Raw genomic sequence first — 25,750 nt, 5'->3', positions numbered from 1 at the left:
GAGAAGTTGAGCTAGACCCGCAATATCGCCCGCAAATGCTCGAGGATCATCGCCACACCCTTCCGGCCCAGCTCGGCCGACGCATCCGATGCGCCTTTTGTGTACCAGCCGGTATTATCCGCGAAATGACCGGCATCCACCGCTTCGGGACATAGCGCCTGCATCAGCGATGTCTCGCCGATGCCGGCATGGTCGAACGGATATTTGCCGGTCATTGTGGCCGGCATCAGCGGGTGCACCTGCACCCAGTTGAAGACGTTCTCGCCCTGGGCATGGCCGGCATAGTAATCGACCATCGTGTCCGAGCCCCACCAGCCCTCGCCGCGTTCCTTCTCCAGGAAGCGGAAAATCGCCTGCCGGCCGGCGGTCTTGAAGGCGAGATCGGTCGGCATGCCGGCAACGAAATTCTCGGTCTGGTGATGGATGATGGCGTGGATGTTGCGGAAGCCGATGCGCAGCAGGCCGTAGAACAATTCCTCCGCAAAGGGCGCCAGCACCGGACCGCCGACCTGCACCGAGCCGCTGCCTTCCGGCGGCGCCACGGCATAACTCGCCGCGCCATAATAGAAGGGCGGCAGGATGACGATGTCCCGCTCCTTCTCGATAAGCTCGAGCGTCTTGATGACGGCCAGCGTGTCCATGCCGACCGCCATGTGCTCGCCATGGTATTCGAGCACGCCGAGCGGCAGCGCGACCGGCCAGTTCTCCTCGATCGCCTTGCGGATCTGGTGCGGCAGCATCAGTTCGTAGCGCATGCCCCTACTCCATGTTGGTGTGCCGGGCGCGCATCGTCTCCGGCGTTGCGCCGGTGAGCGCCTCGAGTTTCAGCACCATCACCTCGAACAACAGGAAAAGCGCTGCCTCGAACAGCGAGCCCATCGGCAGCACCGAGCTTCTGGCGGCGCCTTGGTCGCTCGCCATGGTCTGGGCCGGAACGAGCAGCGTGAAGTCCGAAAGCTTTGCCGCGCTGCCCGCCGGTTCGGCCGTGAGCAACACCACCTTGGTGCCGGCCGCCCTGGCCACGCGCATCAAGGTGAGAACGGTGGCGGTCTCGCCCGGTCCGGAACTCGCCAGGAATACATCGCCCTGGCCGAGTGGCGGCGTGGTCATATCGCCGACCACCGAAACCGGCAGGCCGAGATGGAAGAGCCGCATTGCGAAACCCTTGACCTGCAGCGCTTCGCGGCCGCAGCCATAGACGACGATCTTGCCAGCGCCGGCGAGCATTGCGCAGGCGGCGTCAACCCGACCGTCATCGATGCGCCCCAACACGGCGCCGAGTTCGCCCAGCGCTGTCGCAAACAACTCCGATCCGGCTTGCGTCATGGCTGCCTAATCCTGTCTGCCGATGTCTTGATAGGCATGCGGCTTTGCGGTCGCGTTCGGCGCGAAACGCTTGTTTTCGTTCATGCTATCACCGCGAAAATTCGTGTCCAACGAGCCTCGGCGCTTTTGCTGTGCCACCGGCGTGATAGTGTCATGTCAGAAAAATCAATCCAGGACATCGTGCGGATATGAAGACACGGCATTTCGACCGCATCGGCAATGGCGGCATCACCTTCACCGAGCTTGGTTTCGGCACCGCGCCGCTCGGCAATCTCTACCGCGCCGTCTCGGACGAGGATGCCAATGCCGCGCTGGAGGCGGCATGGAAAACCGGCTGCCGCTATTTCGACACCGCTCCGCTCTATGGCCTTGGCCTTTCCGAAACCCGGCTCAACCCCTTTCTGCGCGGCAAGAAACGCGACGACTATGTGCTGTCGAGCAAGGTCGGCCGCCTCATGCGCGTCTCTGCGCCCGACCAGCGAACCGGCATCGGCAAGTTCTTCGAGACGCCCTCGCGCCGGGAAGTTTACGATTACAGTTACGACGGCGTGATGCGTTCCTTCGAGGCCTCGCTGGAGCGTCTCGGCGTCGACCGCATCGACATCCTTTATGTGCACGATGTCGACATCTTCACCCATGGCAGCAAGGAGGCTTCCGACCGGCGCATCGAGGAGTTCATGTCTTCGGGCTATTACGCGCTGCTCGCGCTGCGTGACCAGGGCGTGATCAAGGCCTTCGGAGGCGGTATCAACGAGTGGCAGGTTTGCCAGACGCTCGCCGAGCGCGGCGATTTCGACCTCTTTCTGCTCGCCGGCCGCTACACGCTGCTCGAGCAGGATGCGCTTGCGAGCTTTCTGCCGCTCTGCGAGAAGCGCGGCATCGGCATCGTTCTTGGCGGGCCCTACAATTCCGGCATCCTGGCGACAGGGCCGAAGCCCGGCGCCTTCTACAACTACACAGAGGCGCCAAAAGACGTGCTCGATCGCGTGGCACGCATCGAGGCGGTCTGCAAGCGCCATGGCGTGCGTCTGATCGAGGCGGCGTTGCAGTTCCCGCTGCGGCACCCTTCCGTCATGTCGGTAATACCCGGCGGCCAACGGCCGGCCGAAGTCGAAAGCAACCGTGCGCTGCTCGACGTCAAGATCCCGGCAGCCTTGTGGGCGGATCTCAAGCAAGAAGGCCTGATGCGCGCCGACGCGCCTACCGGCTGATGCCGCACATGTGCCCCTGCCGCGGGTCACAAAAAGGAAGAGCCGGGCAAGCCCGGCTCATCTGATCTTAAAAAGAAAAGGTCTTAGTTGACCGCGTCCTTGAGGCCCTTGCCGGCCGAGAACTTCGGCACGGTGCGCGCCGGAATCTTCACTTCCGCGCCGGTCTGCGGGTTGCGGCCGGTCGAAGCAGCACGTTTTGACACGGTGAAATTTCCGAAGCCGACAAGCCGGACATCGCCGCCCTTCTTCAGTTCGCCAGTGATCACAGAGAACACCGCATCGACGGCGGACTGCGCATCAGCCTTCGAAATGCTTGCGGAGTCGGCGACGGCGGACACCAGTTCGTTCTTGTTCATAAAAATTCCCTTCCATGAGAAAACCGGAACTACGACTCATCCGGCAGGAAACGGACTTTAGAAAGAAGCGTTCCGGAACCCAAGCCGAAAACCGCAGAATTCCGGGCTTTTTTCCACTTTTTCGGAGATTTTTCACATGAAAAAGCCGGGCTGAAAGCCCGGCTCTCTCTTTGTGCATTGCAACCTTAGAAGAAACTAATGCGCAAGCGACTTGCCGGCGTCGTCGCCGGCGTCCGCGCCGGCCGGCGGATTGACCGGCTCGACCCATTCGATCGGCTCCGGCATCCTGACCAGCGCGTGCCTCAGCACCTCGCCGACCCGCGACACCGGAATGATCTCCATGTTGTTCTTCACGTTGTCCGGGATCTCCGCCAGGTCCTTGGCATTGTCTTCCGGGATCAGCACCTTCTTGATGCCGCCGCGCAGCGCGGCAAGCAGCTTCTCCTTCAGGCCGCCGATTGGCAGCACCCTGCCCCGCAGCGTCACCTCGCCGGTCATTGCCACATCGGCGCGGACCGGAATACCCGTGAGCACGGACACGATCGCCGTCACCATCGCCACACCCGCCGACGGGCCGTCCTTGGGGGTCGCGCCCTCCGGCACGTGGACGTGGATGTCGCGCTTGTCGAACAGCGGCGGCTCGATGCCGAAATCGATGGCCCGCGAGCGGACGTAAGAGGCCGCCGCAGAGATCGATTCCTTCATCACGTCGCGCAGGTTGCCGGTCACCGTCATGCGTCCCTTGCCGGGCATCATGACGCCCTCGACGGTGAGCAGCTCGCCGCCGACTTCCGTCCAGGCAAGACCCGTGACGACGCCGACCTGATCGTCGGCCTCGACCTGACCGAAGCGGAAGCGCGGCACGCCGAGATAATCGGCGAGGTTGTCGGCCGTGATCTTCACCGTCTTCTTCTTCGTCTTCAGGATCTCGGTCACCGCCTTGCGCCCGAGCTTCATCAGCTCGCGCTCGAGGCTTCTGACGCCCGCTTCACGGGTGTAGGTCTGGATGATGCCGCGGATCGCGTCCTCGCCGACCGAGAACTCGTTCGGCTGCAGCGCGTGATCGCGGATCACCTTCGGCATCAGGTGCCGCTTGGCGATCTCGATCTTCTCGTCCTCGGTGTAGCCGGCGATGCGGATGATCTCCATGCGGTCCATCAGGGGCGCAGGGATGTTCAGCGTGTTCGCCGTCGTCACGAACATTACGCTCGACAGGTCGTATTCGACTTCGAGGTAATGGTCCATGAACGTCGAGTTCTGCTCCGGATCGAGCACCTCGAGCAGGGCCGACGACGGATCGCCGCGGAAGTCCTGGCCCATCTTGTCGATTTCGTCGAGCAGGAAGAGGGGGTTGGACTTCTTGGCCTTTTTCATCGACTGGATGACCTTGCCGGGCATCGAGCCGATATAGGTCCGCCTGTGACCGCGGATCTCGGCCTCGTCGCGCACGCCGCCGAGCGCCATTCGGATGAACTCACGCCCCGTGGCCTTGGCAATCGACTTGCCGAGCGAGGTTTTGCCGACGCCGGGCGGGCCGACGAGGCACAGGATCGGACCCTTGATCTTCTTCTGACGGCTCTGCACGGCGAGATACTCGACGATGCGCTCCTTGACCTTGTCGAGGCCGAAGTGATCGGCGTCGAGCACGTCCTGGGCGTAGCCGAGATCCTGCTTGACCTTGGAGTTCTTGCCCCACGGGATCGACAGCAGCCAGTCGAGATAGTTGCGCACGACCGTCGATTCAGCCGACATCGGCGACATCGACCGCAGCTTCTTCAATTCGGCTTCCGCCTTCTCGCGGGCTTCCTTGGAAAGCTTGGTCTTCTTGATGCGCGCCTCGATCTCGGCAGCCTCGTCGCGGCCGTCCTCGCCCTCCCCGAGCTCCTTCTGGATCGCCTTCATCTGCTCGTTGAGGTAGTACTCGCGCTGCGTCTTCTCCATCTGGCGCTTGACTCTGCTGCGGATGCGCTTCTCCACCTGGAGCACGGAGATCTCGGCTTCCATGAAGCCCATCGCCTTCTCGAGACGCTCCTTGACGGAGAGCGTGGCGAGCATCTCCTGCTTCTCGGGGATCTTGATGGCCAGGTGCGAGGCAACGGTGTCGGCGAGCTTGGAATAGTCGTCGATCTGACTGGCGGCACCTACCACTTCGGGCGAAATCTTCTTGTTCAGCTTGACGTAGTTTTCGAAGTCGGTGACGACCGAGCGGGCCAGCGCCTCGATTTCGACCTCTTCCTCCTCCGGCTCGACCAACGCGGTCGCGCGGGCCTCGTGGAAGTCGGCACGTTCGGTGAACGAGACGATCTTGGCGCGCGAGGCGCCCTCGACCAGCACCTTCACAGTGCCATCGGGAAGCTTCAGGAGCTGCAGCACATTGGCGAGCGTGCCGATGTCGAAAATCGCATCGGGTTCAGGATCATCGTCGGCTGCGTTCATCTGGGTGGCAAGCAGGATCTGCTTTTCCTGACCCATCACTTCTTCCAGCGCCTTGATCGACTTTTCACGCCCGACAAAGAGCGGGACGATCATGTGCGGGAACACGACGATGTCGCGCAGTGGGAGGACTGCAAACACGCCGTCGCCGGAAGCCCTGGATATTTTGGCCATTGTCCAACCTTTCATGTCGCGGCCGCTAATTGAGCCAACCGCGAATCTTATATTAACGACCGAGCGTCGTTCCGCCTACCACCGTTTGTGACGGGAATTTTACAGCGCAGAATTCAGGCCCTCGGCCTTCCGCTGTTAGGTGGATGCGGGCGGTGCAAAGATCAAGGGTTAGCATGCTTTGATCAGCCACTCCATCACCTACAGGTAAGCCCCTCACAGCAAAACGGCGCCACACGGGCGCCGTTCCATGAAAATTTGCCGGATCAGTGCCATTTCAGGCGCTGACATTGCCCTTCTTTTCCTTCTGCTCGGAATAGATGTAAAGCGGCCGGGCGTTACCCGAGACCACCTCTTCCGAGATCACCACCTCGCGCACGCCTTCCAGCGCCGGGAGCTCGAACATCGTATCGAGCAGGATCGCTTCCATGATGGAACGCAGGCCGCGCGCGCCGGTCTTGCGCTCGATGGCGCGCTTGGCGATCGCCGACAGCGCGTTCTCGTGGAAGGTGAGATCCACATTCTCCATCTCGAACAGCCGCTGATACTGCTTGACCAGCGCGTTTTTCGGCTCCGTCAGGATCTGGATCAGCGCCGGCTCGTCGAGGTCCTCGAGCGTCGCCAGAACCGGCAGACGGCCGACGAATTCCGGGATCAGGCCGAATTTCAAAAGATCCTCCGGCTCGACCTGGCGGAACAGGTCGCCCGTGCGGCGATCCTCGGGCGACGCCACGGTTGCGCCGAAGCCGATCGAGGTCTTGCGGCCGCGATCCGAGATGATCTTGTCCAGTCCGGCAAAGGCGCCGCCGCAGATGAACAGGATGTTGGCGGTGTCGACCTGCAGGAATTCCTGCTGCGGGTGCTTGCGGCCGCCCTGCGGCGGCACGGAGGCCACCGTGCCTTCCATGATCTTCAACAGCGCCTGCTGCACGCCCTCGCCCGAGACGTCGCGGGTGATCGACGGGTTGTCCGACTTGCGCGAGATCTTGTCGATCTCATCGATATAGACGATGCCGCGCTGCGCACGTTCGACATTGTAGTCGGCCGACTGCAAGAGCTTCAGGATGATGTTCTCGACGTCCTCGCCGACGTAACCGGCTTCGGTCAGCGTCGTGGCGTCGGCCATGGTGAAAGGCACGTCGATGATGCGGGCGAGCGTCTGGGCGAGCAGCGTCTTGCCGCAGCCGGTCGGCCCGATCAGCAGGATGTTCGACTTTGCCAATTCGACGTCGTTGTTCTTGCCGGCATGCGCGAGGCGCTTGTAGTGGTTGTGGACCGCCACCGACAGCACCCGCTTGGCGTAGGGCTGGCCGATGACATAGTCGTCGAGAACCTTGAGGATCTCTTGCGGGGTCGGCACGCCCTCGCGCGACTTCACCATCGAGGTCTTGTTCTCCTCGCGGATGATGTCCATGCAGAGTTCGACGCACTCGTCGCAGATGAAGACGGTCGGACCGGCGATCAGCTTGCGCACTTCGTGCTGGCTTTTGCCGCAAAACGAGCAATAGAGCGTGTTCTTTGAATCGCCGCCATTGTTGCTAACTTTGCTCATTTTTCTGTCCTTTCACCGCCCTGCCAGCCGATGGTCTGGTCGCATTGGCGTCTCACCAATCTATCGCAGGAATCCGCCGGCGCCAGTGCCCCGGCTCACACAGCGCATTCCGTCCGAAACACAATCAGAAAACGCGACAATGATTCGCAGCAACCCCATGCAAAGCTAAGCCGTCGAAAATCAACATAGCCTTAACGTAGGCAATCCCGAACCTTGAGGGAACAGGCAATTGTGGCCGAAATGCCGCAAGCCGCGCCAAAAGCGCGTTATCCCGCCATTCAGCCCCCAATCAGAGCCTATGCGGCGGGGGTTTCGCCAAGTTCGCGCGTCGTGATGACCTTGTCGATCAGACCAAACTCCTTGGCCTCGTCGGCGGTCATGAAATGGTCGCGGTCGAGCGTCCGCTCGATCTCGTCATAGCTCTTGCCGGTGTGCTTGACATAGACCTCGTTCAAGCGGCGCTTCAGCTTGATGATGTCCTGCGCATGACGTTCGATGTCCGACGCCTGGCCCTGGAAGCCACCGGACGGCTGATGGACCATGACACGGGCGTTCGGCGTGGCAAACCGCATATCCTTGTGGCCGGCGCAAAGCAGCAACGAGCCCATCGAGGCTGCCTGGCCGATGCAGAGCGTCGATACCGCCGGCTTGATGAACTGCATGGTGTCGTAGATCGCCATGCCCGATGTCACCACACCGCCCGGCGAGTTGATGTACAGGTTGATTTCCTTCTTGGGGTTCTCCGCCTCGAGGAACAAAAGCTGTGCACAAACCAGCGTCGCCATCCCGTCCTCGACCGGGCCGGTGATGAAGATGATGCGTTCCTTCAACAGGCGGGAGAAGATGTCGTAGGCACGCTCGCCGCGATTGGTCTGCTCGACCACCATCGGAACGAGGTTCATGTAGGTTTCGACGGGGTTCTTCATGGACTACCCTTGTTGGATGGATTCCGGCGCCGTAGACCTGAGCAATCGGGCGGAATCGGTTCTGGATCGTTGAATCCTAAATAGGATGCCGGCTCACCCTAGCGCAAGGCCGCCCCTCCTAGCCATCTGGTTAAGTCGAAGCAAGCGGCTCGGCCCAAGGAAATGCTGCGGGTTGCGCCGGAGATGGCCCTTTGCCCGAAATGCGAGGGCGCTACCCGGCCGCCACGGTAGCAGTTTCTTAACCGCGCTGCTTAACGACAAGCCGTGAAATCCCCGTCCATGGCGGACCTTCCGATACGCTCCCGCGTTGAACCGGCGTCCTTTTTTCAACGGGGGAACGTCATGTTCAGCCAGAGTTCCTTTTGCACGAGTTCCTTTTGCAAGAGCTCCCTTCGCAAGGGTGCCGCATCGCTCGCCTCGACCAGCCTCGCAATGCTTGCCGCCGTGTCGCAGGCCGCGGCCGGCGGCCGCACGTTCGAATGCTACGAGCCGGTGCATCGGCCGGCGATCTACGACACGGTCTATGAAGACGTGATGGTGAGCCCCGGCGGCCAGCTCGTCCACTATGACCCGCCGATCTACGGCACGACCGAGAGCATCGAACAGATCGCCACGCCTCGCATCAGCTATGAAGTCGTGCCGGCCGTGACGCGCACCGTCTATCACACGGTCAAGGTGGATGACGGCGGCTATGCCTGGGAATGGCGGGTCATCCACGGCCGCAAGGTGCTATGCAAGGTGTGGCGTAAGGCGCGCTACGCGCGGGTTGCCAAAACGGTCATCGTCGAGCCGGAGCGCGTCCGGCGCGTCGTCCTTCCGGCCGAATACGAAGGCGTCGCCCGCGAAGTGTTGCTGCGGCCAGGAGAGCGGCGCATCACCGAAATCGCGCCCTCATACCGGAGGGTTGCGCGGCGGGTGGTGGTGCGGGAAGGCTCGACCGACTGGCGGCGGGTGCATATCCCGCGGCACTGCGTGGACTAGCCGGAAAATCACGCAGGGGTGTTTCCGACCGGGGCGGCATGGCGAGCCCGGCCGGAAAGCCGGCTTAGGCCAGGTCGACGTCGAGGATCGCCATCGAGAAATTATAGTCGCCGTCGTCCTCGTCCTTGAAGACGATGCCGAGGAATTCGTCGCCGACATAGACCTCGGCAGAGTCTTCCTTGCGCGGGCGCGCCTTCACCTGAAGCTTGGGATTCTGGAAGACGCGCTTGAAGTAGGCGTCCAGCTTTCTGATTTCGTCTGGCTTCAAAGGTCTTCTCCGAATGCGGCTGTTCGTTGGAACGCGCTTCTGACACGCCGACGATGGCGATGTAAAGGCAAGCCGGCAGCATAACAACCGACGCCTGGAGTGGCGACCGGACTCCGGCCGCTGGCGATGACCGCAGAATCAGATGTCGAAGCTGACGACGTGGTCCATCGTCTGCGAGGGCAGGAGCTGGTCCATCTGTCGCGAAGGCTGGTCGCAGCCGGTCTCTCCGACGACACGCGCCGGCACGCCGGCGACCGTCTTGTTGTGCGGCACGGGCGACAGCACCACCGAACCGGCCGCGATCTTCGAGCAATGGCCGATCTCTATGTTGCCGAGGATCTTGGCGCCGGCACCGATCAGGACGCCGCGGCGGATCTTCGGATGGCGGTCGCCGCTGGCCTTGCCCGTGCCGCCCAGTGTCACGCCGTGCAGGATCGAGACGTCGTCCTCGATGACGGCGGTCTGGCCGACCACCAGGCCGGTGGCGTGATCGAGGAAAATGCCCTTGCCGATGCGGGCGGCCGGGTTGATATCGGTCTGGAACACCGAGGACGAGCGGCTCTGCAGGTAGAGCGCGAAGTCCCTGCGGCCCTGGTTCCACAGCCAATGCGCCAAACGGTGCGTCTGGATGGCATGAAAGCCCTTGAAATAAAGTACCGGCATGATGAAGCGGTCGCAGGCAGGGTCGCGATCGTAATAGGCTTGGATGTCGACGCGGACCGTCGTGCTCCACTCCGGATCGTCGGCAAGCATGGCCTTGAAGGTCTGCCGGATGAGGTCGGAGCCGATATCCTGATGCGCCAGGCGCTCGGCCAGGCGGTGAATGACCGCTTCTTCCAGGCTCTCCTGGTTGAGGATGGTGGAATAGAGGAAAGCAGCCAGCAACGGATCGCGGTTTACCGCTTCCATCGCCTCATCCCTGATCGCGCGCCAGATCGGGTCGACCGGCTGCACCATGCTGGGGCGGGCTATCGTAACGCTGTTCATCGACGGTCTCCGGCCTGCTCATTCATCCGGCGGCACATATAGGCCAGATCATAACACGGTTGAACTCAATTTTCCTTAGTGCTTTGTCAAATGAACTTGGTTCACCGAGATTCAAGCGGCGATGGAAAACGAACCCTTGATCGACGATGCGCTGAAAAGCGAGCTTGCCGCGCTCTATCAGACCGCGGATCGCGACTATCACGGCTTGCCTCACATCGAAGCGATGCTGGCGTTGGCAGCCGAACACCGGCACCTTCTTGACGATCCAGAAGCAGTCGAAGCGGCGATCTGGTTCCATGACGCGGTCTATGACAGCCGCGCCAAGGACAACGAGGCAAAGAGCGCGGTGCTCGCAGCAAGGAAGCTCTCCGGCCGCACCGACCCGGCCCGGCTTGCCCGGATTCTGGCCATGATCAGCGCCACCGCCACGCACCAGTTGCCGCCGCTCGAAGATGAGGGTGCCGCGAGTGATGCCGCCCTTTTCCTCGACATGGACCTCGCGATCCTCGGTGCCGACCCGAACCGCTTCGACGCCTACGAGAAGGCGGTCCGGCGCGAATATGGCTGGGTCGAGGAACCGATCTGGCGCGCCGGCCGCGCGGCTGTCCTGACGAGCTTCCTGGCCCGTCCGCATATTTTCAACACACAATCGTTTCGCGATCGGTTCGAGGCTCGGGCCAGGGAAAATCTGGTCCGATCGCTGCAGGTCCTGCAAGACCAGTCTCAACAGACCTGATCGCCACGCCGAACGTGAACGCCTCTGGGATGACCGAAACCATGGAAAACAACTTCTTCCAACCCGTCGACGCCGCCCAGGTGCCGCGATTTGCCGGGCTTTCCACCTTCATGCGGCTGCCGGCGGTGCCGAACGCGAAGGGGCTCGATATTGCCCTTGTCGGGATTCCTTGGGATGGCGGCACGACCAATCGGGCCGGCGCCCGCCATGGTCCGCGCGAAATCAGGAACCAGTCGAGCCTGATGCGCCGCGTCCACCACGTGTCGGGAACCGAGCCGTTCAGCATTGCCAATGTCGCCGATGTGGGAGACCTCTCGGTCAATCCCATCAACTTGCTCGACGGCTTGAAACGCATCGAGGACGGCATCGCCGCGATCGTTGCTGACGGCGCTCTCCCTTTGGCCGCCGGCGGCGATCATCTGACGACATTGCCGGTGCTGCGCGCCATCGCCCGCAAGGAACCCGTCGGCATGATCCACTTCGACGCGCATTCCGACACGAACGACCGCTACTTCGGCGACAATCCCTATACGCACGGAACGCCCTTTCGCCGCGCGATCGAGGAAGGGCTGCTCGACCCGAAGCGGGTTATCCAGATCGGAATTCGAGGCTCGATCTATGAGCCGGGCGAACACGACTGGGCGACCGCTCAGGGCGTGCGCATCGTATATATGGAAGAGTTCGTCAAACGCGGCACCGCTTCCGTCATGCAGGAAGCACGCGATCTTGTCGGCGACAGCCTCACTTACGTGACCTTCGACATCGATTGCATCGATCCGTCGATGGCCCCTGGCACCGGCACGCCGGAGCTCGGCGGCTTCACCACCCGCGAGGTGCAGGAGCTGGTTCGATTGCTCGACGGATTGAATTTCGCCGGAGCCGACGTCGTCGAGGTCGCGCCTCCTTTTGATATTGGCGGCATGACGGCGCTTGCCGGCGCGACCATGATGTTCGAGCTGCTTTGCGTCATGGCGAAATCCATCGCCGACAGGAGAACGCGCGGCTAAAGCATTCTCCCCGAAGTGCTTCCAGTTTCGGGAAAAGGACATCGCAAAGGTCAAAAGCAGGTCGCGTTTCGCGCAACCTGCTTTAGACGCGTCCTCGCCCGCAGCGGACGGTATGGGTCAGAGCGGATTTTCGGCGTAGAACTCCAGCACGCGCTGCTTGAAGCTCTTGTCGCCGACGGCAAGCATGTGGTCGCGGCCCTCGATGCGAAAAGCCTCTGCGTCGGGCATCAGCGCGGCAAGCTGGTCGGGCGAGCCGGCGATGTCGTCCTTGGTCCCGACGGCAATCAGGGTCGGCTGGGCGATCCGCGCGACATCGTCCTCGCTCATTGACGCGCGTGAGCCGACGATGCAGACGGCCAGCGCCCGGCGGTCGCTGCGCGTCTGGTCGGCGAAGGCGCGAAACGAGCGGCCGCGCGCATGGCTGATCGTACCGGGATCCTCGGCCAGAAGCGCATCGGCGATTGGATCCCAGTCGCCGACGCCGTCGACAAGACCGATGCCGAGGCCGCCGAACACCAGCGTCGCCACCTTGTCCGGATTGGACAACGCCATGAAGGCGGATACCCGCGCGCCCATCGAGTAGCCCATCACATGGGCGTGCTCGATGCCGAGGTGATCGAGCAGCGCGGCCGCGTCCGCGGCCATCTTGGCCGGCGTGTAGTCGGCCTCCTGGTAGCTCTTCGTCGAAGAACCGTGGCCGCGATTGTCGAGGGCGATGGCGCGGTACCCCGCGTCGTTCAGCGTCTTGAACCAGCCCGGCGAGACCCAATTGACGTAGTGGCTGGAGGCGAAGCCGTGGATCATCAGCACCGGATCGCCCTGACCGGACGCCGGCGGGCGGTCGAGGTAAGCGAGTTCGAAGCCGTCATGGGAAAAATATTGCATCTGGCGCAGCCGCGGTCAGTTGGAGCCGGCGCCCGAGGCCTTATCGATCGCTGGATGACGCAGGAGATCGCCGTCCTTCAGACCGTCCTTGGCGGCCGTTCCCGCCTTCAGCTCAAGCACGAAGCTTACCGGCTGTCCGGGCGAGATGATCGCCTCCGACTCCGGTTCGCCACGCTTGACGGCCTTGATCCTGCCGTCCTGGCCGATAAAGACCAGGTCGAGTGGCATCGGTGTATTCTTCATCCAGAAATTCACCTCAGCGGGCCGCTCGAACACGAACAGCATGCCGTGATCGTCGGCCATGTCCTTGCGGTACATCAGCCCGGCCTCGCGTTCTTCCGAGCTGTCGGCGATCTCGATTGAGAAGGAATGCTTGCCGGAGCCGGTGATCGCGACGAGCGGCGTCGGATCGGCAGGCAGCATCATCGCCTGACCGTCCGCCGAACTCGGTCTCAAGGCGCTGAAAATGGCGGCCAGAGCGATGGCGGCGCAAAGCGCGCCTGCGGTCAGCCAGTTGCGATGAGCCATGTGATACCTCGTACAGGCCCTGTCCTAGACCATGATCCGAGCGAGTGGAACTGGTTTTTGGACAGGAACGGCCTTGCACCGGGCAGGGCATCCCGATCGTATCGAGAGGGCCCGATGCATGTCGCCCAAAACTGCCAAGCGGTTTTGGCGAACCTGCATCAAGCAAAAAATAAAGTGCGTCGGGCCGCGCTTTAATGCGAGACCGGCAAGGTGCCCATATCGGGGTGTATTTCGGCGGCCATAAGGCCTTTGTCGCCGCGTCCGAAGCGAACCAGTACGACCTGGCCGGGCCTCAGCTCGGTGATGCCGTAGCGGCGCAGCGTCTCCATATGGACGAAGATGTCCTCGGTGCCCTCGCCCCGGGTCAGGAAGCCGAAGCCCTTGGTGCGGTTGAACCACTTCACCAGCGCCCGCTCGAGCCCGCTCTCGGCAGTCACGGTGACATGCGTGCGCTGCTCCTGCTCGGCCGGATGCACCGCTGTCGAGGCGTCCATGGAAAGAACCCGGAACGCCTGCAGGCCACGCTCGCCCTGCTTGACCAGACAGACGACGCGCGCGCCTTCCAGCGCGGTCTGAAAACCGTCTCTTCGAAGACATGTCACATGGAGGAGAATATCACCCGAGACGCCGTCGTCCGGAAGAATGAAGCCGTAGCCCTTGGCCACGTCGAACCATTTGATAGCGCCGGCGATTTCGACAAGCCCGGCGGAGTCGCCGCCACTGTCTCGCGTCAAGGCGTCGTCAAGGCTTCCGTCCCGCCTCGTAAAAGAGGCTTTTTCCCCCATAAGAACGCCCCCTTTTCCAACTGCAACCGCTAGTGATTCTTGCCATCAGATTAACACTGCGGCTTCCGGGGTGTGCAAGACCTGACGTGCCTTTTTTCACCGTTGAGCACCGGAAAGCCTCAATTGTTGTTTACCGGCGCGGCCTGAAGCGCAAAGGGGCGGCTGAAATCGATCACCTTATCGGTTTTGTCGGACGATTGCCCTTTGGCGGAGCGGCTCCTATGGTGCGCCGCAAACGTAACGCCGCGAGGAATCCGATATGCGCTATCTTCACACAATGGTCCGCGTCGCCGACATCGATCAATCGCTCGATTTCTACTGCAACAAGCTCGGCCTCAAGGAAGTGCGTCGCTACGAGAACGAGCAGGGACGCTACACGCTGATCTTCCTCGCCGCGCCCGATGACGAGCAAAGCGGCATTGCCGAGAAGGCGCCGCTGGTCGAACTGACCTACAATTGGGATCCGGAGGAGTACAAAGGCGGCCGCAACTTCGGCCACCTCGCCTATGAGGTCGACGACATCTACGCCACCTGCCAGAAGCTGATGGACAATGGCGTGACCATCAACCGGCCGCCGCGCGACGGCAACATGGCCTTCATCCGCTCGCCGGACGGCATCTCCATCGAGCTGCTGCAGAAAGGCCCGGCCAAGGCAAAGGCGGAGCCATGGGCCTCGATGTCGAATACGGGAAGCTGGTAGGCGCCTGCCCCTCCCGGGGATTTGACCGGCCGGGCTATGGCGTTTTGCCGGATCGCGCCTATCTAAGCGCTTGTGGCGCCAGCCAGATCAGGCTGGCGCTTTTCTTGATCGCCGGGAGAATTTCATGCCGACCAGCCGCGCCGACGTCGCCACTGAAAACGCCAGCCGCTATCTGCAGCAGCTCTGCAAGCACTGGGCGCACAAGTTCCCGGTCGAATTCGACCCGCATCACGGCGCCATCCAGCTCTCGCTCGGCCGCACCGTGATGGATGCAGACGACAAGGCTCTCCACATCGCGGTCGCCGCTGACGACGCCGCCTCGCTCGAGCGGCTGGAAACCGTGGTCGCCGACCACATCAGGCGCTTCGCCTTCCGCGAGGAGCTGACTTTCGATTGGCAGAAGGCTGCCTGAAAGTATTGAGCGTCAGCCGGCGGCCTTGCTGGCCATTTCGAGCAGCGCAAGCACGCTGCGCCAGTTGCGCGCCGTGCCCGGCACCTTGAGCGTTCGCCCAATAAGATTGGCAAACACCGATTTGCCAAGCCCTTCCGGCGCATGCAGGTAAAGCACGTCGCCTTTGATCTCGAAGCGCGCCGGGCCGGCACACTTTTCCGCCAGCCGCTTCGCCTCTTCCGCGGTCGGCTCTCGCTCCAGCGCATAGGCATGCAGCTTGGTCGGCTCGCCGGCAACCTCCGGATAGGGATTGTCCTTCACCAGGCGCTCGAACCAGCCGGCATTGCGCACCATGATGCGGGAATTGAACTCCCATTTCTTCTCGAAGGCCGCTTCGAGTGCTTTGGTCAGCGCCGCAGCGTCGTTGTTGTTGGCACGAAACACGACGTTGCCGCTTTGCACGTAGGTCGATACGTCGGTGAAGCCGAGGTCTTCGAAGAACGACCTCAGCTCCGCCATCTTGACGATGCGGTTGCCACCGACATTGATGCCGGAAAACAGGGCTACGAACACCGTTCCTTTTTCGCCCGTTTTTGCCCCGCTCATATGATGAACCCCGCGAGCGTCTCGTTGTCGGTGATGTCCTGATACTGCACGCCCTCGGCGTCGAAATTGGCCTTGAGCAGATCGAAATTGCGCCGGTCCTTGGTCTCGATGCCGATCAGCACCGAGCCGAAATTGCGCGCCGACTTCTTGAGATACTCGAAGCGCGTGATGTCGTCGTCCGGGCCCAGCATTTCGAGGAAATCGCGCAATGCGCCCGGCCGCTGCGGGAAGCGGATGATGAAATACTTCTTCAGCCCCTCGAAACGCAGCGCCCGTTCCTTAACGTCCGGCAGTCGCTCGAAATCGAAATTGCCGCCCGAGACGATCGCGACGATAGTCTTGCCCCTCATCTCCTTGCGCGAAAAATCCTTGAGCGCGTCGATCGCCAATGCGCCGGCTGGCTCCAGCACCACGCCCTCGACATTGAGCATCTCGATCATCGTCGCGCAGAGCCGGTTTTCCGGGACAAGGCGCACCGCGTCGACGGTGAATTCCTTGAGATGGCGCAGCGGCTCGCGGCCGATTTCAGCCACCGCCGCGCCATCAACGAAGTTGTCGACCTTGGCGAGCCTGACCCGCTTGCCACCGGCGAGACTCTCGCTAAGGCTAGGCGCGCCCGCCGGCTCGCAGAACACGAACCGCAATTCTCGCTGCTGGTCAGCGAAATAGTGGGTGACGCCGGCAGCCAAGCCGCCTCCGCCCACTGGCAGCATGACGATGTCGGGCATGCGCCCGCCCGGCATCTGGGCTGCGATCTCATAGGCGACGGTCGCCTGCCCCTCGATGATGTCCTTGTGGTCGAAGGGCGGCACCATATGCGCGCCGGCAGCTTCGGTGAATTCGAAGGCGGCGCGATAGCAATCGTCGAAGAAGTCGCCGACCAGCCTGATCTCGACGAAATCGCCGCCGAAAAGCCGCGTCTTGTCGATCTTCTGCTGCGGCGTCGTCACGGGCATGAACACCACGCCCTTTTTGCCGAAATGGCGGCAGACGAAGGCAAAGCCCTGCGCGTGGTTGCCCGCCGAGGCGCAGACGAACAGCTCGGCATTGTTGCCGGCGGCGAGCGCCTTGCGGAAGAAGTTGAAGGCGCCCCTGATCTTGTAGGAGCGGACCGGCGTCAGGTCCTCGCGCTTCAGGAGGACGCGGGCGCCGGTCTTTTTCGACAGATAGTCGTTCTCCTGCAGCGGCGTTTCCGGAAAGATCCCGCGGATCGCCTCCGCGGCGCCTGCGACGCGGGAAGAAAAACTGTTCATGAGGCAACCGGCTCCGAGACCATGTGGTTCGCAGCCCAAGCCTATTGCATAGTTTGGTTTTCGCGGCCACCGATGCAGCCGCTCGCCGGCCTGCTGCCGCCACTTTGGTTTTCGCGCAACAGTGCCAAGGCGGTTGGCACCCGCCGATCAAATTTCCGCTGGACACGACTTACTTCCGCCGCACTTCCCCTGTCCGGGAGATTTCGCGGAGGCAGATGGCCAATTGCGGCCGGAATGGAAGTTTCGACGTGCATTTGAAGACGATTTGCATCATTGCCCTGGCCTTGCTGGTTGTAGGCTGCGCGGGACGACCGTCACAGGAAATCCTGGGCAGCGTCGTGGTGCCGACGACGGCGACCGAGATCGCCGGCAACCATTCGATCTTCATCGCCACCACCCGCAAGCGCTCAGACGACCCGAACAAGGTTTTCGACGGCGAGCGCTCGGCGACGCTCAATTACGCCCGCGTCAACGTCACCGTCCCGCCGGTTCATGAGACCGGTCAGATCGAGCGTCGCTCGCGCGGGACGTCGAACGATCCGACCAAATATTTCATGGCTTCCGAGGTCGTCGGCTACGACACGCAGCCGAAATTCTCCAGCGCGCTCAATGCCGACATCGACGCCCGCGGCGGCCGCGTCATGGTCTTCGTCCACGGCTACAACACCGGCTTCGACGATGCCGTCTACCGTCTGACCCAGATCGTCCATGATTCCGGCTATCCCGGCACGCCGGTGCTTTTTTCATGGGCTTCGGGCGCCAAGACCACCGACTATGTCTATGACAAGGAAAGTGCCGCCGCCGCCCGCGACCAGTTGGAAGTGACGCTGAGAATGCTGGCGCAGACCGGTGCGCGCCGCATCGACATCGTCGCCCATTCGATGGGGACGTGGGTGACGATGGAAACACTGCGACAGCTCGCCATCACCGGTGACCGCGACCTCGGCGGCAAGCTCGGCGATGTTCTCCTGGCCTCGCCCGACATCGACGTTGATGTCTTCAAGAGCCAGATGCGCCGCTACGGCAAGCCCGACAAGCCGTTCATCCTGCTCCTGTCGGACGACGACCGCGCTCTCCGGCTCTCCGGCCTGATTGCCGGTGCACGGCCGCGCGTCGGCGACTACAGAGACGCGGCCGACCTCGCCTCCTACGGCGTCACGGTGGTCGACCTCTCCAAGGTGAAGGGCAACGACAGCTTCAACCACACCAAATTCGCCGACAACCCGATGCTGGTGAAGATGATCGGCCGGCGGCTGCGCCAGGACGACGGCTTTGCCAGCGACCGCGACGTCACCGACCGGATCAGCCAGCTCGCCACTCAATAACCGTGTTCACGCGGTTGCCGCCCTGCACGGACTTTGAACTGGACCAGACCGCTCGCTGGCTTTATCGAAGGAGCCCGAGAGGTTTGCCGCCCTTGGGGGATCCCGGGTGATCGTGCGTTGGAAGATCGTCCTTGGCCTTGCCTTCACGCTCGCCCTGACGGGCTGCGCCGGGCAGAACGCGCATGACCTGCTCAATCGGAAGGCCGTTACCGCGCCTGCATCGGACATTGCGGCCAAGCACGAGATCTTCGTCGCCACGACCCGGCAGCAGGCGACCAAGGACCCGCGGCAGGTTTTCGACGGCGACCGTTCGCTGACCACCAGCTACGCGCGCGTCGATGTCACGGTTCCAAAGATCCACCAGGTTGGCGCGATCGAGCGAGCCAAGGGTTCGGCCGACAGCATTCCGGCCAGGCAGTTCACCGCAACCGATGTCGTCCACTATGGGAACGCCTCGCAATTCGCCAAGGCGGTCGGCACCGATATTGCCATACGCGGCGACCGCGCCCTGGTCTTCGTGCACGGCTTCAACAACGGCTTCGACGATGGCGTTTACCGCCTGACGCAGATCGCGCACGACACGAATTATCCGGGCACACCGGTGCTGTTCTCGTGGGCGTCGAGCGGCAAGACAACCGGCTACATTTATGACAAGGACAGCTCCACCGCCGCGCGCGACGACCTGGAAGCGACACTGAGGATGCTTGCCAAGTCACGCGCCAAAAGCATTGACATCATTGCCCATTCGATGGGGACCTGGCTGACGATGGAAGCTTTGCGCCAGCTCGCCATCACCGGCGACCGCGATCTCAACGGCAAGCTCGGCTACGTCATCCTCGCCTCGCCTGACATCGACGTCGATGTCTTCAAGAAGCAGATGATCCGCTACGGCAAGCCCGACAAGCCTTTCGCCATCCTTCTCTCGGGCGACGACCGGGCGCTGAAGCTGTCCAGCTTCATTTCCGGCGAAAAGCCGCGCGTCGGCGATTACGACAACGCGGCTGATCTCGCCAACTACGGCGTGACGGTTGTCGATCTGACCCGAACCAAGGGCGGAGACCGGTTGAACCATGCCAAATTCGCCGACAATCCGATCCTGGTGCAGTTGCTCGGCAATCGGCTGCGCACGCCTGCCGGTCTTGCCTCCGACGAGCCGGATCCAACGCAGCTCAACAATATCGGTCAGGGTCTCGGCAAGGCGGTCGGCTCGGTCGCCGAGGTGGTCATCACCACGCCGTTCAGGGTGCTGACGATCGCCACCGGCGGCTGAGCACCGGTTAGGGCGTGTCGAGGTTCGGTCAGGCTGACCTCACCCGAACATCGGCACATGCTAGACGAACAGATCGACCTTCTGGAACGACGTCACATCGACAAGTCCGACATCGGAAATCCTGAGCTCCGGGATAACGACCAGCGCCAGCAGCGAATGCTGCATGTAGGCGTTGTTGAGCGAACAGCCGACCTTGCGCATCGCTTCCGTCAACTGCTCGGCTTTGGCCGCGACGATCTCGGCGCGCTCGTCCGACATCAGCCCAGCGATCGGCATTTCCACCAGCGCCAATTCCTTGCCCTTGGAGTAAAGCACGACGCCGCCGCCGACCTCGCTCAGCCGGTTGACGGCTAAAGCCATGTCCTCCTTGTTGGTTCCGACGGCGATGATGTGGTGCGCATCATGCGCCACGCTCGAGGCCATCGCGCAGTCTTCCACATAGCCGAAGCCCGACACGAAGGCGTTGGTGACGCCGCCCGTGCCCCTGTGGCGTTCGACCAGGGCGATCTGGCAAATGTCGTTGCGGCGATCCATGGCGACCAGCCCGTCCTCGACGGGCAGGTCGGCCTCGAGCGCTCTGGTCGGCGCCTGGTTCTCGATCACGCCGATCACCCGCGCCCGCACCTCGTTGGCACCCTGTGGCGCGGCAATGTCAAAGTCAGAGGCCTTGAGCCTTTTGCCGAGCTTGACCGTGTTTTTCGCCGTCCCGGGATAATCATAGGCCGGGATGTCGATCTCGAGCTTGCCGGCTTTCGCCAGCCTGACGCCGCGGCCATAGACCTCGTCTATCGTCATTTGGGCAAGATCGGACACGATCAAAAGATCCGCCAGCCGCCCCGGCGCGATCGAACCGACCTCGCGTTCCAGCCTGAAATGCTGGGCGGCGTTGAGCGTCGCCATCTGGATCGCCGTCACCGGCTTCAGGCCCTGGCTGATGGCGTGCCGCACCACCCGATCCATATGACCCTCATGCACCAGCGTGCCGGAATGGCTGTCGTCGGTGCACAGGATGAAGTTGCGCGGGTCGATGCCGCCTTCGGTGACCGCCTTGATCTGCGCAGCGACGTCGTACCAGGCGGACCCCAGCCTAAGCATCGCCTTCATGCCCTGGCGCACGCGGGCGATCGCATCCTCGGCGCGCGTGCCCTCGTGGTCATCTTCGGCGCCGCCGGCGACATAGCCGTGGAACGGCAACCCGAGATCGCGCGAGGCATAGTGGCCGCCGACGGTTTTGCCGGCCTTCACCGTCTCGGCGATCTCGCCCGACATCACCGGATCGTTGGCGGCGACTCCCGGGAAATTCATCACTTCGCCAAGGCCGATGATATTCTCCCAGGTCATCGCCTCGGCGACGTCTGCGACCGTAAGCTCCGCGCCGGCATGCTCCAGGCCGGGCGCCGAAGGCACGCAGGACGGCATTTGCACATGGACGTTGATCGGCATCGCGACCGCCTCGTCATGCATCAGCCGAACGCCCGGCAGGCCCAGAACGTTGGCGATCTCGTGCGGATCGATGAACATCGAGGTGGTGCCGTGCGGGATCACCGCGCGGCAGAATTCCGTCACCGTGACCATGCCGCTTTCGACGTGCATGTGCGCATCGCAGAGGCCGGGCACCAGATAGCGGCCGCCCGCATCGACCACCTTGGTCCCCTGCCCGATCGTGTGGCCGGCATTCGGCCCGCAATAGGCGAAACGTCCGGCCGCGACGGCGATGTCGGTGCCCGGAATGATCTCGCCCGAATGGACATTCACCCAGCGTCCGTTGCGGATCACGAGATCGGCAGCCCGGCGCCCCATCGCGACGTCGACCAGTTGCGTCGCCACTTCGGTCCAGGGCTTGGGTTTCGTCGGATTGGTGCGGCTCGCCATGAAGAAACTCCTGTTTGCCCGACTGTGCCAAGCTGGCGCGGTTTTGACCAGTTGGCAAAACTGCTTTGTTTTTAAGGCAGGACCGGTTCCCGACAGATCTCTCCTGCGGCAGGGCGAAATCTCGCCTAGACTGGATCTCCGGCTATTTGGGTTGCAGAAGAGATGGCAAAAACGATCCGGTTCGCAATTTTCATGCTGTCGGCATGTAGCGCCGGCCTGGCCTTCTTCACCTTGCATTCATTCTGGGCATGGGCCGCGCCGATCGCCATCTTCATCGCCGGTTCGTTACTAGCCGAATATGCTTTCACGCGGCTGGCCACTCCCGAGGAGAAACAGCGCGACCTGGAGGATCGCGTGCGCAGCCCGCCGAAGTAACCCACTGTTGCAGGAATACAATTCCGTTTTCGGGCGAATAACGCTAGGTTGCACCGAGAAGTTTTCGAAACCGCCATTTCGGAGCGCTCGATGGGTCGCCTGACACTTGCCAGTGCCGGCTTTTTCGCCCTGCTGTCCGGGCCGGCCTTGGCCGCGGACGCGATCGCCGACCTGCCCATGACTGCGCCGGGCTTCGATTGGACAGGCTACTATGCCGGCCTGCAGGCCGGCTATGGCTGGGGCTCATCTGACATCTCCGGCACGGAAGCCGAGCCGTTCGCCGCTTCTCCCGATGTCGACGGCGGCTTCGTCGGCGGCCATGTCGCCGGCCTCTGGCAGTTCAATCAGGCGGTTATCGGCGCGCGCGCTGAGCTCAACTATGCCTCGATCGACGCTTCGGCCTTGCTCGACCCTGGCAATGCCGTCGGCACCGAGGTCAAATGGCTGGGATCGATCAATGCCGAAGCCGGCTTGGCGGTCGATCGCTGGCTGATCTATGGCGTCGGGGGCGTCGCCTTCGCCGGTATCGAGACCTCGCAAGACGTCGGCGGCAGCGGCTTCGCCAAGACACGCACCGGCACCGGCTGGACGATCGGCGCCGGGGTCGACTATGCGCTGAGCAGCAACATCGTCGTCGGCGCCCAATACCGTTACTACGATTTCGGCAAGGAGCATTTCGACGTCCCGGACGACTTCTCCGATCGTGATCAGGACCTGAAGCTCCATACCCTGGGCGTAAGCTTCAGCTACAAATTCTGATTTGCGGAGCAGCACGGAACGAAGGTGGCCGGCGACCGCGGGATCAAAACAGAGTCGACCCACCGGGTTATTTGATGTCCGCCCTATAAGCAGCTCTCGAAGCGGCCGGCGCCGACTTCATTCCCGAGTACGGCGGCGGTGCCGGGGTGAGAACTGCGGAAGCCATGAAGCGGATAGCTGCTCCCCTTGGCAAGCCAGCTTGCGTGCGCCTCCTTTGCCTTTGACGGCCAATCCCTCTAAGATGTGCGGCCAAGAAGAAAGAGGGGGGAAGGCTTATGACTGAGCCTGACGCTGCGCACGAAGCAATCGTCGATACGTGGCGTAGTTTTGGCGCCTCTGATTATGAGTACTTTGAGAAATACGAAAACCCTGAGTTGGTGGCTTGGTTTTGGGCACCGGCGAGCCGCTTTCGCAAAGCTTTTGAGCGATATTTGAACTTGGATGATGTGCTCGAAATAGCCAGCGGTGCCGGACGTCATTCGGCGCAGATCGTCGGCCGTTGCAGGCGACTGACGTTGATCGATACTTCGGTCGATGCCACTGCATTGGCTAGGAAACGGTTTTCAAGCGCTTCTCATGTGACCGTGACGCTTTCACCGGACGGCAAGAGTCTACCGTTTGAAAAGGGGCGCTTTTCCTCCGTTTTCAGCTACGACTCGATGGTTCATTTCGAACCGCTGACCGTGGCGTCCTACATCATGGAAGTCGCCTCCGTCTTGAAACCGGGGGGACGAGCTCTCCTTCATCATTCGAACTACTCGGATAATCCAACCGCATCCTTCAAGGAAAATCCCGATTGGCGGAATTTCATGCCAAAGGGATTTGTCGAGCATGTCAGCGCGCGTGCAGGGCTGACCGTCATCGAACAGCAGACGTTCCCGTGGAACGGGAACAGCGAGACTGACGCTCTCACCGTCGTGGAGAAGGGTTAACAGCGCGCCCTGCGCTGGTCTTCTGCGGCCCGGAAGGCGAGCCATAGCCGGTCCAGTTGCGATGAGAACCGATGCGGAAGAGCAATATTCGGTGGCAATACGGTGCCATCCCGCCCACAAGGCTGGACTCGTGTCGGCCCAAGTGCTTGAAATCGCGGCGCGCGGACGTGGCGGAATTGGTAGACGCAAGGGACTTAAAATCCCTCGATCTCTGATCGTACGGGTTCGATTCCCGTCGTCCGCACCACCCTTCGCTCCTCGCTTCGGATGGCAGGCCACTCAACCCTTGATCGGATTGAGCTTCAGGTGCTGGATCAAAATGATGGTCTTGGCGTCGACGATACGGCCGTCGGCGATGCCGGCCAGCGCCTCGTCGAGCGGCATTTCCAGCACCTCGATGTCTTCGCCCTCTTCCGGAGCTCCGCCGCCGTCGGAAATACGGTCGGCCGGCGAATAGCGCGCGGTAAAGAACCAGAGCCGTTCCGTCACGCTCCCGGGGCTCATATAGGGCGCGAACAGCCGCTCAACGTTCTTCAAATGATAGCCGAGCTCCTCTTCCGCTTCCTTGCGGATGCAGGTTTCCGGATCGTTTTCGTCGAGCAGACCGGCACAGGCCTCGATCAGCGGCTCGCGATGACCGGTGACATAGGCCGGATAGCGGAACTGCCGCACCAGCAGCACCGTCGAGCGCTGCGGATCGAAAGGCAGGATCACCGCGCCGTCGCCGCGATCGTAGGTTTGGCGGATCTGCGTCTCCCAGCGCCCATCACGGCGGCGATAGTCGAGCACCGTCTTCTTGAGCACCGCCCAATCGTCGGACAGGACTTCTTCAGACTGGATGCGGACGCGATCTTCCATGATTGGCTCCGTGCTGTCGGCAAGCGTTATCGGCGAACAGGCGCGGGCGCAATCCTGGAAAGCGACTGGTCCAGCGAGACTTTCACCAGCTGTTGTCTGGCGCGAAGTGCCGCGGCTGCCTAGATAGCGATATCTCTCCCAGGAGCCGTTTCCATGACATCATCGCTTTTCCAGCCGATCACCCTCGGCGGCCTGACCTTTCCAAACCGTATTGCGGTAGCGCCGATGTGCCAGTATTCGGCCGAGGACGGTTCCGCCAGCGACTGGCATCTGCACCACTGGATGAACCTGGCCATGTCCGGCGCCGGCATGGTGACCGTCGAGATGACCGACGTCGAGCGGCGCGGCCGCATCTCGCATGGCTGCCTTGGCCTCTACTCCGACGACAACGAGGCGGCGGCCAAGCGCACGCTCGATGCGGCCAGGCGCGTCGCTGCGCCCGGCACCAAATTCGGCGTCCAGCTCGCCCATGCCGGCCGCAAGGCATCCAACAGAAGGCCTTGGGAAGGCGGCGGCCCCCTGCAAGCGGGCGAGGATCCCTGGCAGACCGTTTCGGCTTCGGCCATCGCCTATGACACAGGGTGGAATATACCGCACGCATTGGGCGAGGAAGAGATCCGGCAAGTCATCCAACATTTCGCCGATGCGGCCAAGCGGGCCGAGCGCGCCGGCTTCGACTTCATCGAGCTGCACGCCGCTCACGGCTATCTGATCTTCCAGTTCCTGTCGCCACTTTCCAACCAGCGCACCGACCGCTGGGGTGGCTCGCTGGAAAACCGCATGCGCTTCGCCGTGGAGATCGCCAGGGCGGTGAAGAAGGCAGCGCCGGGCCTGATGCTGGGGGCCCGCCTTTCGGTGAAGGAATGGGTCGACGGCGGCTTCGAGATCGAGGAGGCGATCGAAGTGGCCAAGGCGCTGAAGGCGGAAGGCGTCGCCTATCTGTGCTGTTCCAGCGGCGGCAATTCGCCGTTGCAGAAGCTGCCCAGCGGCCCCGGCTACCAGGTGCATCTGGCCGAGGCTGTGCGCAAGGGCGCCGGCATTCCGACGCGCGCCGTCGGCCTGATCGACGATCCGCAGCAGGCCGAGGCGATCGTGGCCGACGGCCGCGCCGACATGGTGGCTCTGGCGCGCGCCTTCCTTGCCGATCCGCGCTGGGGCTGGCGCGCGGCGGCGACGTTCGGCGAGGAAATCCGTCCGGCGCCGCAGCTGGCACGCTCGGTCACGACGATGCAGCACTGGATGAAGGCCGCGGGCTGA

27 protein-coding genes and 1 tRNA gene are annotated in these 25,750 nt (G+C 62.5%); 13 read left to right on the top strand and 15 right to left on the bottom strand.

Annotated elements, in window-relative coordinates:
* Nucleotides 1-11: 11 nt before the first annotated feature.
* On the bottom strand, nt 12-755 hold the full coding sequence (locus P9217_RS20985) for a creatininase family protein (protein ID WP_067328230.1): 744 nt from the start codon (nt 753-755) through the stop codon (nt 12-14).
* A gap of 4 nt (nt 756-759) precedes the next feature.
* Nucleotides 760-1,326, bottom strand: coding sequence for an SIS domain-containing protein (locus P9217_RS20980; protein WP_067328228.1), 567 nt, complete (start codon nt 1,324-1,326; stop codon nt 760-762).
* Nucleotides 1,327-1,514: 188 nt separating this feature from the next.
* On the opposite strand from P9217_RS20980, the gene P9217_RS20975 reads away from it, so the two are divergent.
* Nucleotides 1,515-2,537: an aldo/keto reductase gene (locus tag P9217_RS20975; protein WP_127241427.1), complete on the top strand. Its 1,023-nt coding sequence runs from the start codon at nt 1,515-1,517 to the stop codon at nt 2,535-2,537.
* 83 nt (nt 2,538-2,620) lie between these two features.
* Here the strand turns inward: P9217_RS20975 and hupB are convergent, their stop codons facing one another.
* The 4 genes from hupB to clpP form a co-directional block, all read right to left on the bottom strand.
* Nucleotides 2,621-2,893 (bottom strand): DNA-binding protein HupB, encoded by a 273-nt coding sequence (gene hupB, locus P9217_RS20970; RefSeq protein WP_027166452.1) that lies wholly within the window; start codon nt 2,891-2,893, stop codon nt 2,621-2,623.
* Nucleotides 2,894-3,088: 195 nt separating this feature from the next.
* Nucleotides 3,089-5,500: an endopeptidase La gene (gene lon / locus P9217_RS20965; RefSeq protein ID WP_067328448.1), complete on the bottom strand. Its 2,412-nt coding sequence runs from the start codon at nt 5,498-5,500 to the stop codon at nt 3,089-3,091.
* Between the two features lie 274 nt (nt 5,501-5,774).
* On the bottom strand, nt 5,775-7,049 hold the full coding sequence (gene clpX / locus P9217_RS20960) for an ATP-dependent Clp protease ATP-binding subunit ClpX (protein WP_059185169.1): 1,275 nt from the start codon (nt 7,047-7,049) through the stop codon (nt 5,775-5,777).
* Between the two features lie 296 nt (nt 7,050-7,345).
* On the bottom strand, nt 7,346-7,975 hold the full coding sequence (gene clpP / locus P9217_RS20955; RefSeq protein WP_066998854.1) for an ATP-dependent Clp endopeptidase proteolytic subunit ClpP: 630 nt from the start codon (nt 7,973-7,975) through the stop codon (nt 7,346-7,348).
* Between the two features lie 432 nt (nt 7,976-8,407).
* Between clpP and P9217_RS20950 the strand changes: the two genes are divergently transcribed.
* Entirely contained in the window at nt 8,408-8,956 is a 549-nt protein-coding gene (locus P9217_RS20950; RefSeq protein ID WP_278087612.1) for a hypothetical protein, read from the top strand.
* A 64-nt stretch (nt 8,957-9,020) separates the two neighbouring features.
* Here P9217_RS20950 and P9217_RS20945 read toward each other — a convergent pair whose 3' ends face one another.
* Nucleotides 9,021-9,224 (bottom strand): DUF3126 family protein, encoded by a 204-nt coding sequence (locus P9217_RS20945; RefSeq protein ID WP_040969488.1) that lies wholly within the window; start codon nt 9,222-9,224, stop codon nt 9,021-9,023.
* Between the two features lie 138 nt (nt 9,225-9,362).
* Nucleotides 9,363-10,211: a serine O-acetyltransferase gene (gene cysE, locus P9217_RS20940; RefSeq protein ID WP_067328223.1), complete on the bottom strand. Its 849-nt coding sequence runs from the start codon at nt 10,209-10,211 to the stop codon at nt 9,363-9,365.
* 121 nt (nt 10,212-10,332) lie between these two features.
* Here cysE and P9217_RS20935 point away from each other — a divergent pair, with 121 nt between their 5' ends.
* Nucleotides 10,333-10,947: a hypothetical protein gene (locus tag P9217_RS20935; RefSeq protein WP_127241681.1), complete on the top strand. Its 615-nt coding sequence runs from the start codon at nt 10,333-10,335 to the stop codon at nt 10,945-10,947.
* 41 nt (nt 10,948-10,988) lie between these two features.
* Nucleotides 10,989-11,954 (top strand): agmatinase, encoded by a 966-nt coding sequence (gene speB / locus P9217_RS20930; RefSeq protein ID WP_127215142.1) that lies wholly within the window; start codon nt 10,989-10,991, stop codon nt 11,952-11,954.
* A 117-nt stretch (nt 11,955-12,071) separates the two neighbouring features.
* On the opposite strand, the gene P9217_RS20925 is transcribed toward speB, so the two are convergent.
* The 3 genes from P9217_RS20925 to P9217_RS20915 all read right to left on the bottom strand — a co-directional run bounded on the left by P9217_RS20925 (nt 12,072) and on the right by P9217_RS20915 (nt 14,152).
* The gene (locus P9217_RS20925) at nt 12,072-12,839 is read right to left on the bottom strand and encodes an alpha/beta fold hydrolase (protein WP_278087446.1); all 768 of its coding nucleotides are present in this window, start codon (nt 12,837-12,839) and stop codon (nt 12,072-12,074) included.
* A gap of 15 nt (nt 12,840-12,854) precedes the next feature.
* Nucleotides 12,855-13,367: a DUF192 domain-containing protein gene (locus P9217_RS20920; protein ID WP_127215140.1), complete on the bottom strand. Its 513-nt coding sequence runs from the start codon at nt 13,365-13,367 to the stop codon at nt 12,855-12,857.
* Nucleotides 13,368-13,558: 191 nt separating this feature from the next.
* Nucleotides 13,559-14,152 carry a cold-shock protein gene (locus P9217_RS20915; RefSeq protein WP_066998870.1) on the bottom strand — a complete coding sequence of 198 codons (594 nt, stop codon included), beginning with the start codon at nt 14,150-14,152 and terminating at the stop codon, nt 13,559-13,561.
* Nucleotides 14,153-14,411: 259 nt separating this feature from the next.
* On the opposite strand from P9217_RS20915, the gene gloA reads away from it, so the two are divergent.
* Nucleotides 14,412-14,852: a lactoylglutathione lyase gene (gene gloA / locus P9217_RS20910; RefSeq protein ID WP_066998873.1), complete on the top strand. Its 441-nt coding sequence runs from the start codon at nt 14,412-14,414 to the stop codon at nt 14,850-14,852.
* A gap of 124 nt (nt 14,853-14,976) precedes the next feature.
* Nucleotides 14,977-15,264 carry a DUF2218 domain-containing protein gene (locus P9217_RS20905; protein ID WP_095802263.1) on the top strand — a complete coding sequence of 96 codons (288 nt, stop codon included), beginning with the start codon at nt 14,977-14,979 and terminating at the stop codon, nt 15,262-15,264.
* Between the two features lie 12 nt (nt 15,265-15,276).
* On the opposite strand, the gene P9217_RS20900 is transcribed toward P9217_RS20905, so the two are convergent.
* Nucleotides 15,277-15,849: a DUF1697 domain-containing protein gene (locus tag P9217_RS20900; protein ID WP_278087445.1), complete on the bottom strand. Its 573-nt coding sequence runs from the start codon at nt 15,847-15,849 to the stop codon at nt 15,277-15,279.
* Nucleotides 15,846-17,102 (bottom strand): threonine ammonia-lyase IlvA, encoded by a 1,257-nt coding sequence (gene ilvA, locus P9217_RS20895; protein ID WP_095802233.1) that lies wholly within the window; start codon nt 17,100-17,102, stop codon nt 15,846-15,848. Before ilvA ends, P9217_RS20900 begins: the two co-directional genes overlap by 4 nt.
* A gap of 215 nt (nt 17,103-17,317) precedes the next feature.
* On the opposite strand from ilvA, the gene P9217_RS20890 reads away from it, so the two are divergent.
* Nucleotides 17,318-18,427 carry an alpha/beta hydrolase gene (locus P9217_RS20890; protein WP_278087444.1) on the top strand — a complete coding sequence of 370 codons (1,110 nt, stop codon included), beginning with the start codon at nt 17,318-17,320 and terminating at the stop codon, nt 18,425-18,427.
* Between the two features lie 106 nt (nt 18,428-18,533).
* Entirely contained in the window at nt 18,534-19,697 is a 1,164-nt protein-coding gene (locus P9217_RS20885; RefSeq protein WP_278087443.1) for an alpha/beta hydrolase, read from the top strand.
* 60 nt (nt 19,698-19,757) lie between these two features.
* On the opposite strand, the gene ade is transcribed toward P9217_RS20885, so the two are convergent.
* Entirely contained in the window at nt 19,758-21,569 is a 1,812-nt protein-coding gene (gene ade, locus P9217_RS20880; protein ID WP_278087442.1) for an adenine deaminase, read from the bottom strand.
* Nucleotides 21,570-21,731: 162 nt separating this feature from the next.
* On the opposite strand from ade, the gene P9217_RS20875 reads away from it, so the two are divergent.
* The 4 genes from P9217_RS20875 to P9217_RS20860 all read left to right on the top strand — a co-directional run bounded on the left by P9217_RS20875 (nt 21,732) and on the right by P9217_RS20860 (nt 23,882).
* Nucleotides 21,732-21,944, top strand: a complete 213-nt coding sequence (locus tag P9217_RS20875; protein WP_278054178.1) for a hypothetical protein — start codon at nt 21,732-21,734, stop codon at nt 21,942-21,944.
* A 90-nt stretch (nt 21,945-22,034) separates the two neighbouring features.
* Nucleotides 22,035-22,703 carry an outer membrane protein gene (locus P9217_RS20870; protein ID WP_278054177.1) on the top strand — a complete coding sequence of 223 codons (669 nt, stop codon included), beginning with the start codon at nt 22,035-22,037 and terminating at the stop codon, nt 22,701-22,703.
* A gap of 275 nt (nt 22,704-22,978) precedes the next feature.
* A complete protein-coding gene (locus tag P9217_RS20865) occupies nt 22,979-23,635 on the top strand; it encodes a class I SAM-dependent methyltransferase (RefSeq protein WP_067328201.1) in 657 nt (218 codons plus the stop codon).
* Nucleotides 23,636-23,796: 161 nt separating this feature from the next.
* Nucleotides 23,797-23,882 (top strand) — tRNA-Leu (locus P9217_RS20860).
* Between the two features lie 32 nt (nt 23,883-23,914).
* On the opposite strand, the gene P9217_RS20855 is transcribed toward P9217_RS20860, so the two are convergent.
* Nucleotides 23,915-24,493, bottom strand: coding sequence for an NUDIX domain-containing protein (locus P9217_RS20855; RefSeq protein WP_095802227.1), 579 nt, complete (start codon nt 24,491-24,493; stop codon nt 23,915-23,917).
* Between the two features lie 153 nt (nt 24,494-24,646).
* Between P9217_RS20855 and P9217_RS20850 the strand changes: the two genes are divergently transcribed.
* Nucleotides 24,647-25,750 carry an NADH:flavin oxidoreductase/NADH oxidase gene (locus tag P9217_RS20850; RefSeq protein WP_278087441.1) on the top strand — a complete coding sequence of 368 codons (1,104 nt, stop codon included), beginning with the start codon at nt 24,647-24,649 and terminating at the stop codon, nt 25,748-25,750.

Origin of the sequence: Mesorhizobium sp. WSM4989 (assembly GCF_029625795.1) — a bacterium.
In the GTDB taxonomy this organism is placed as follows: domain Bacteria; phylum Pseudomonadota; class Alphaproteobacteria; order Rhizobiales; family Rhizobiaceae; genus Mesorhizobium.
The sequence above is the reverse complement of the archived record's forward strand: the minus strand, read 5'-3'. Positions and strand labels throughout refer to the sequence as shown.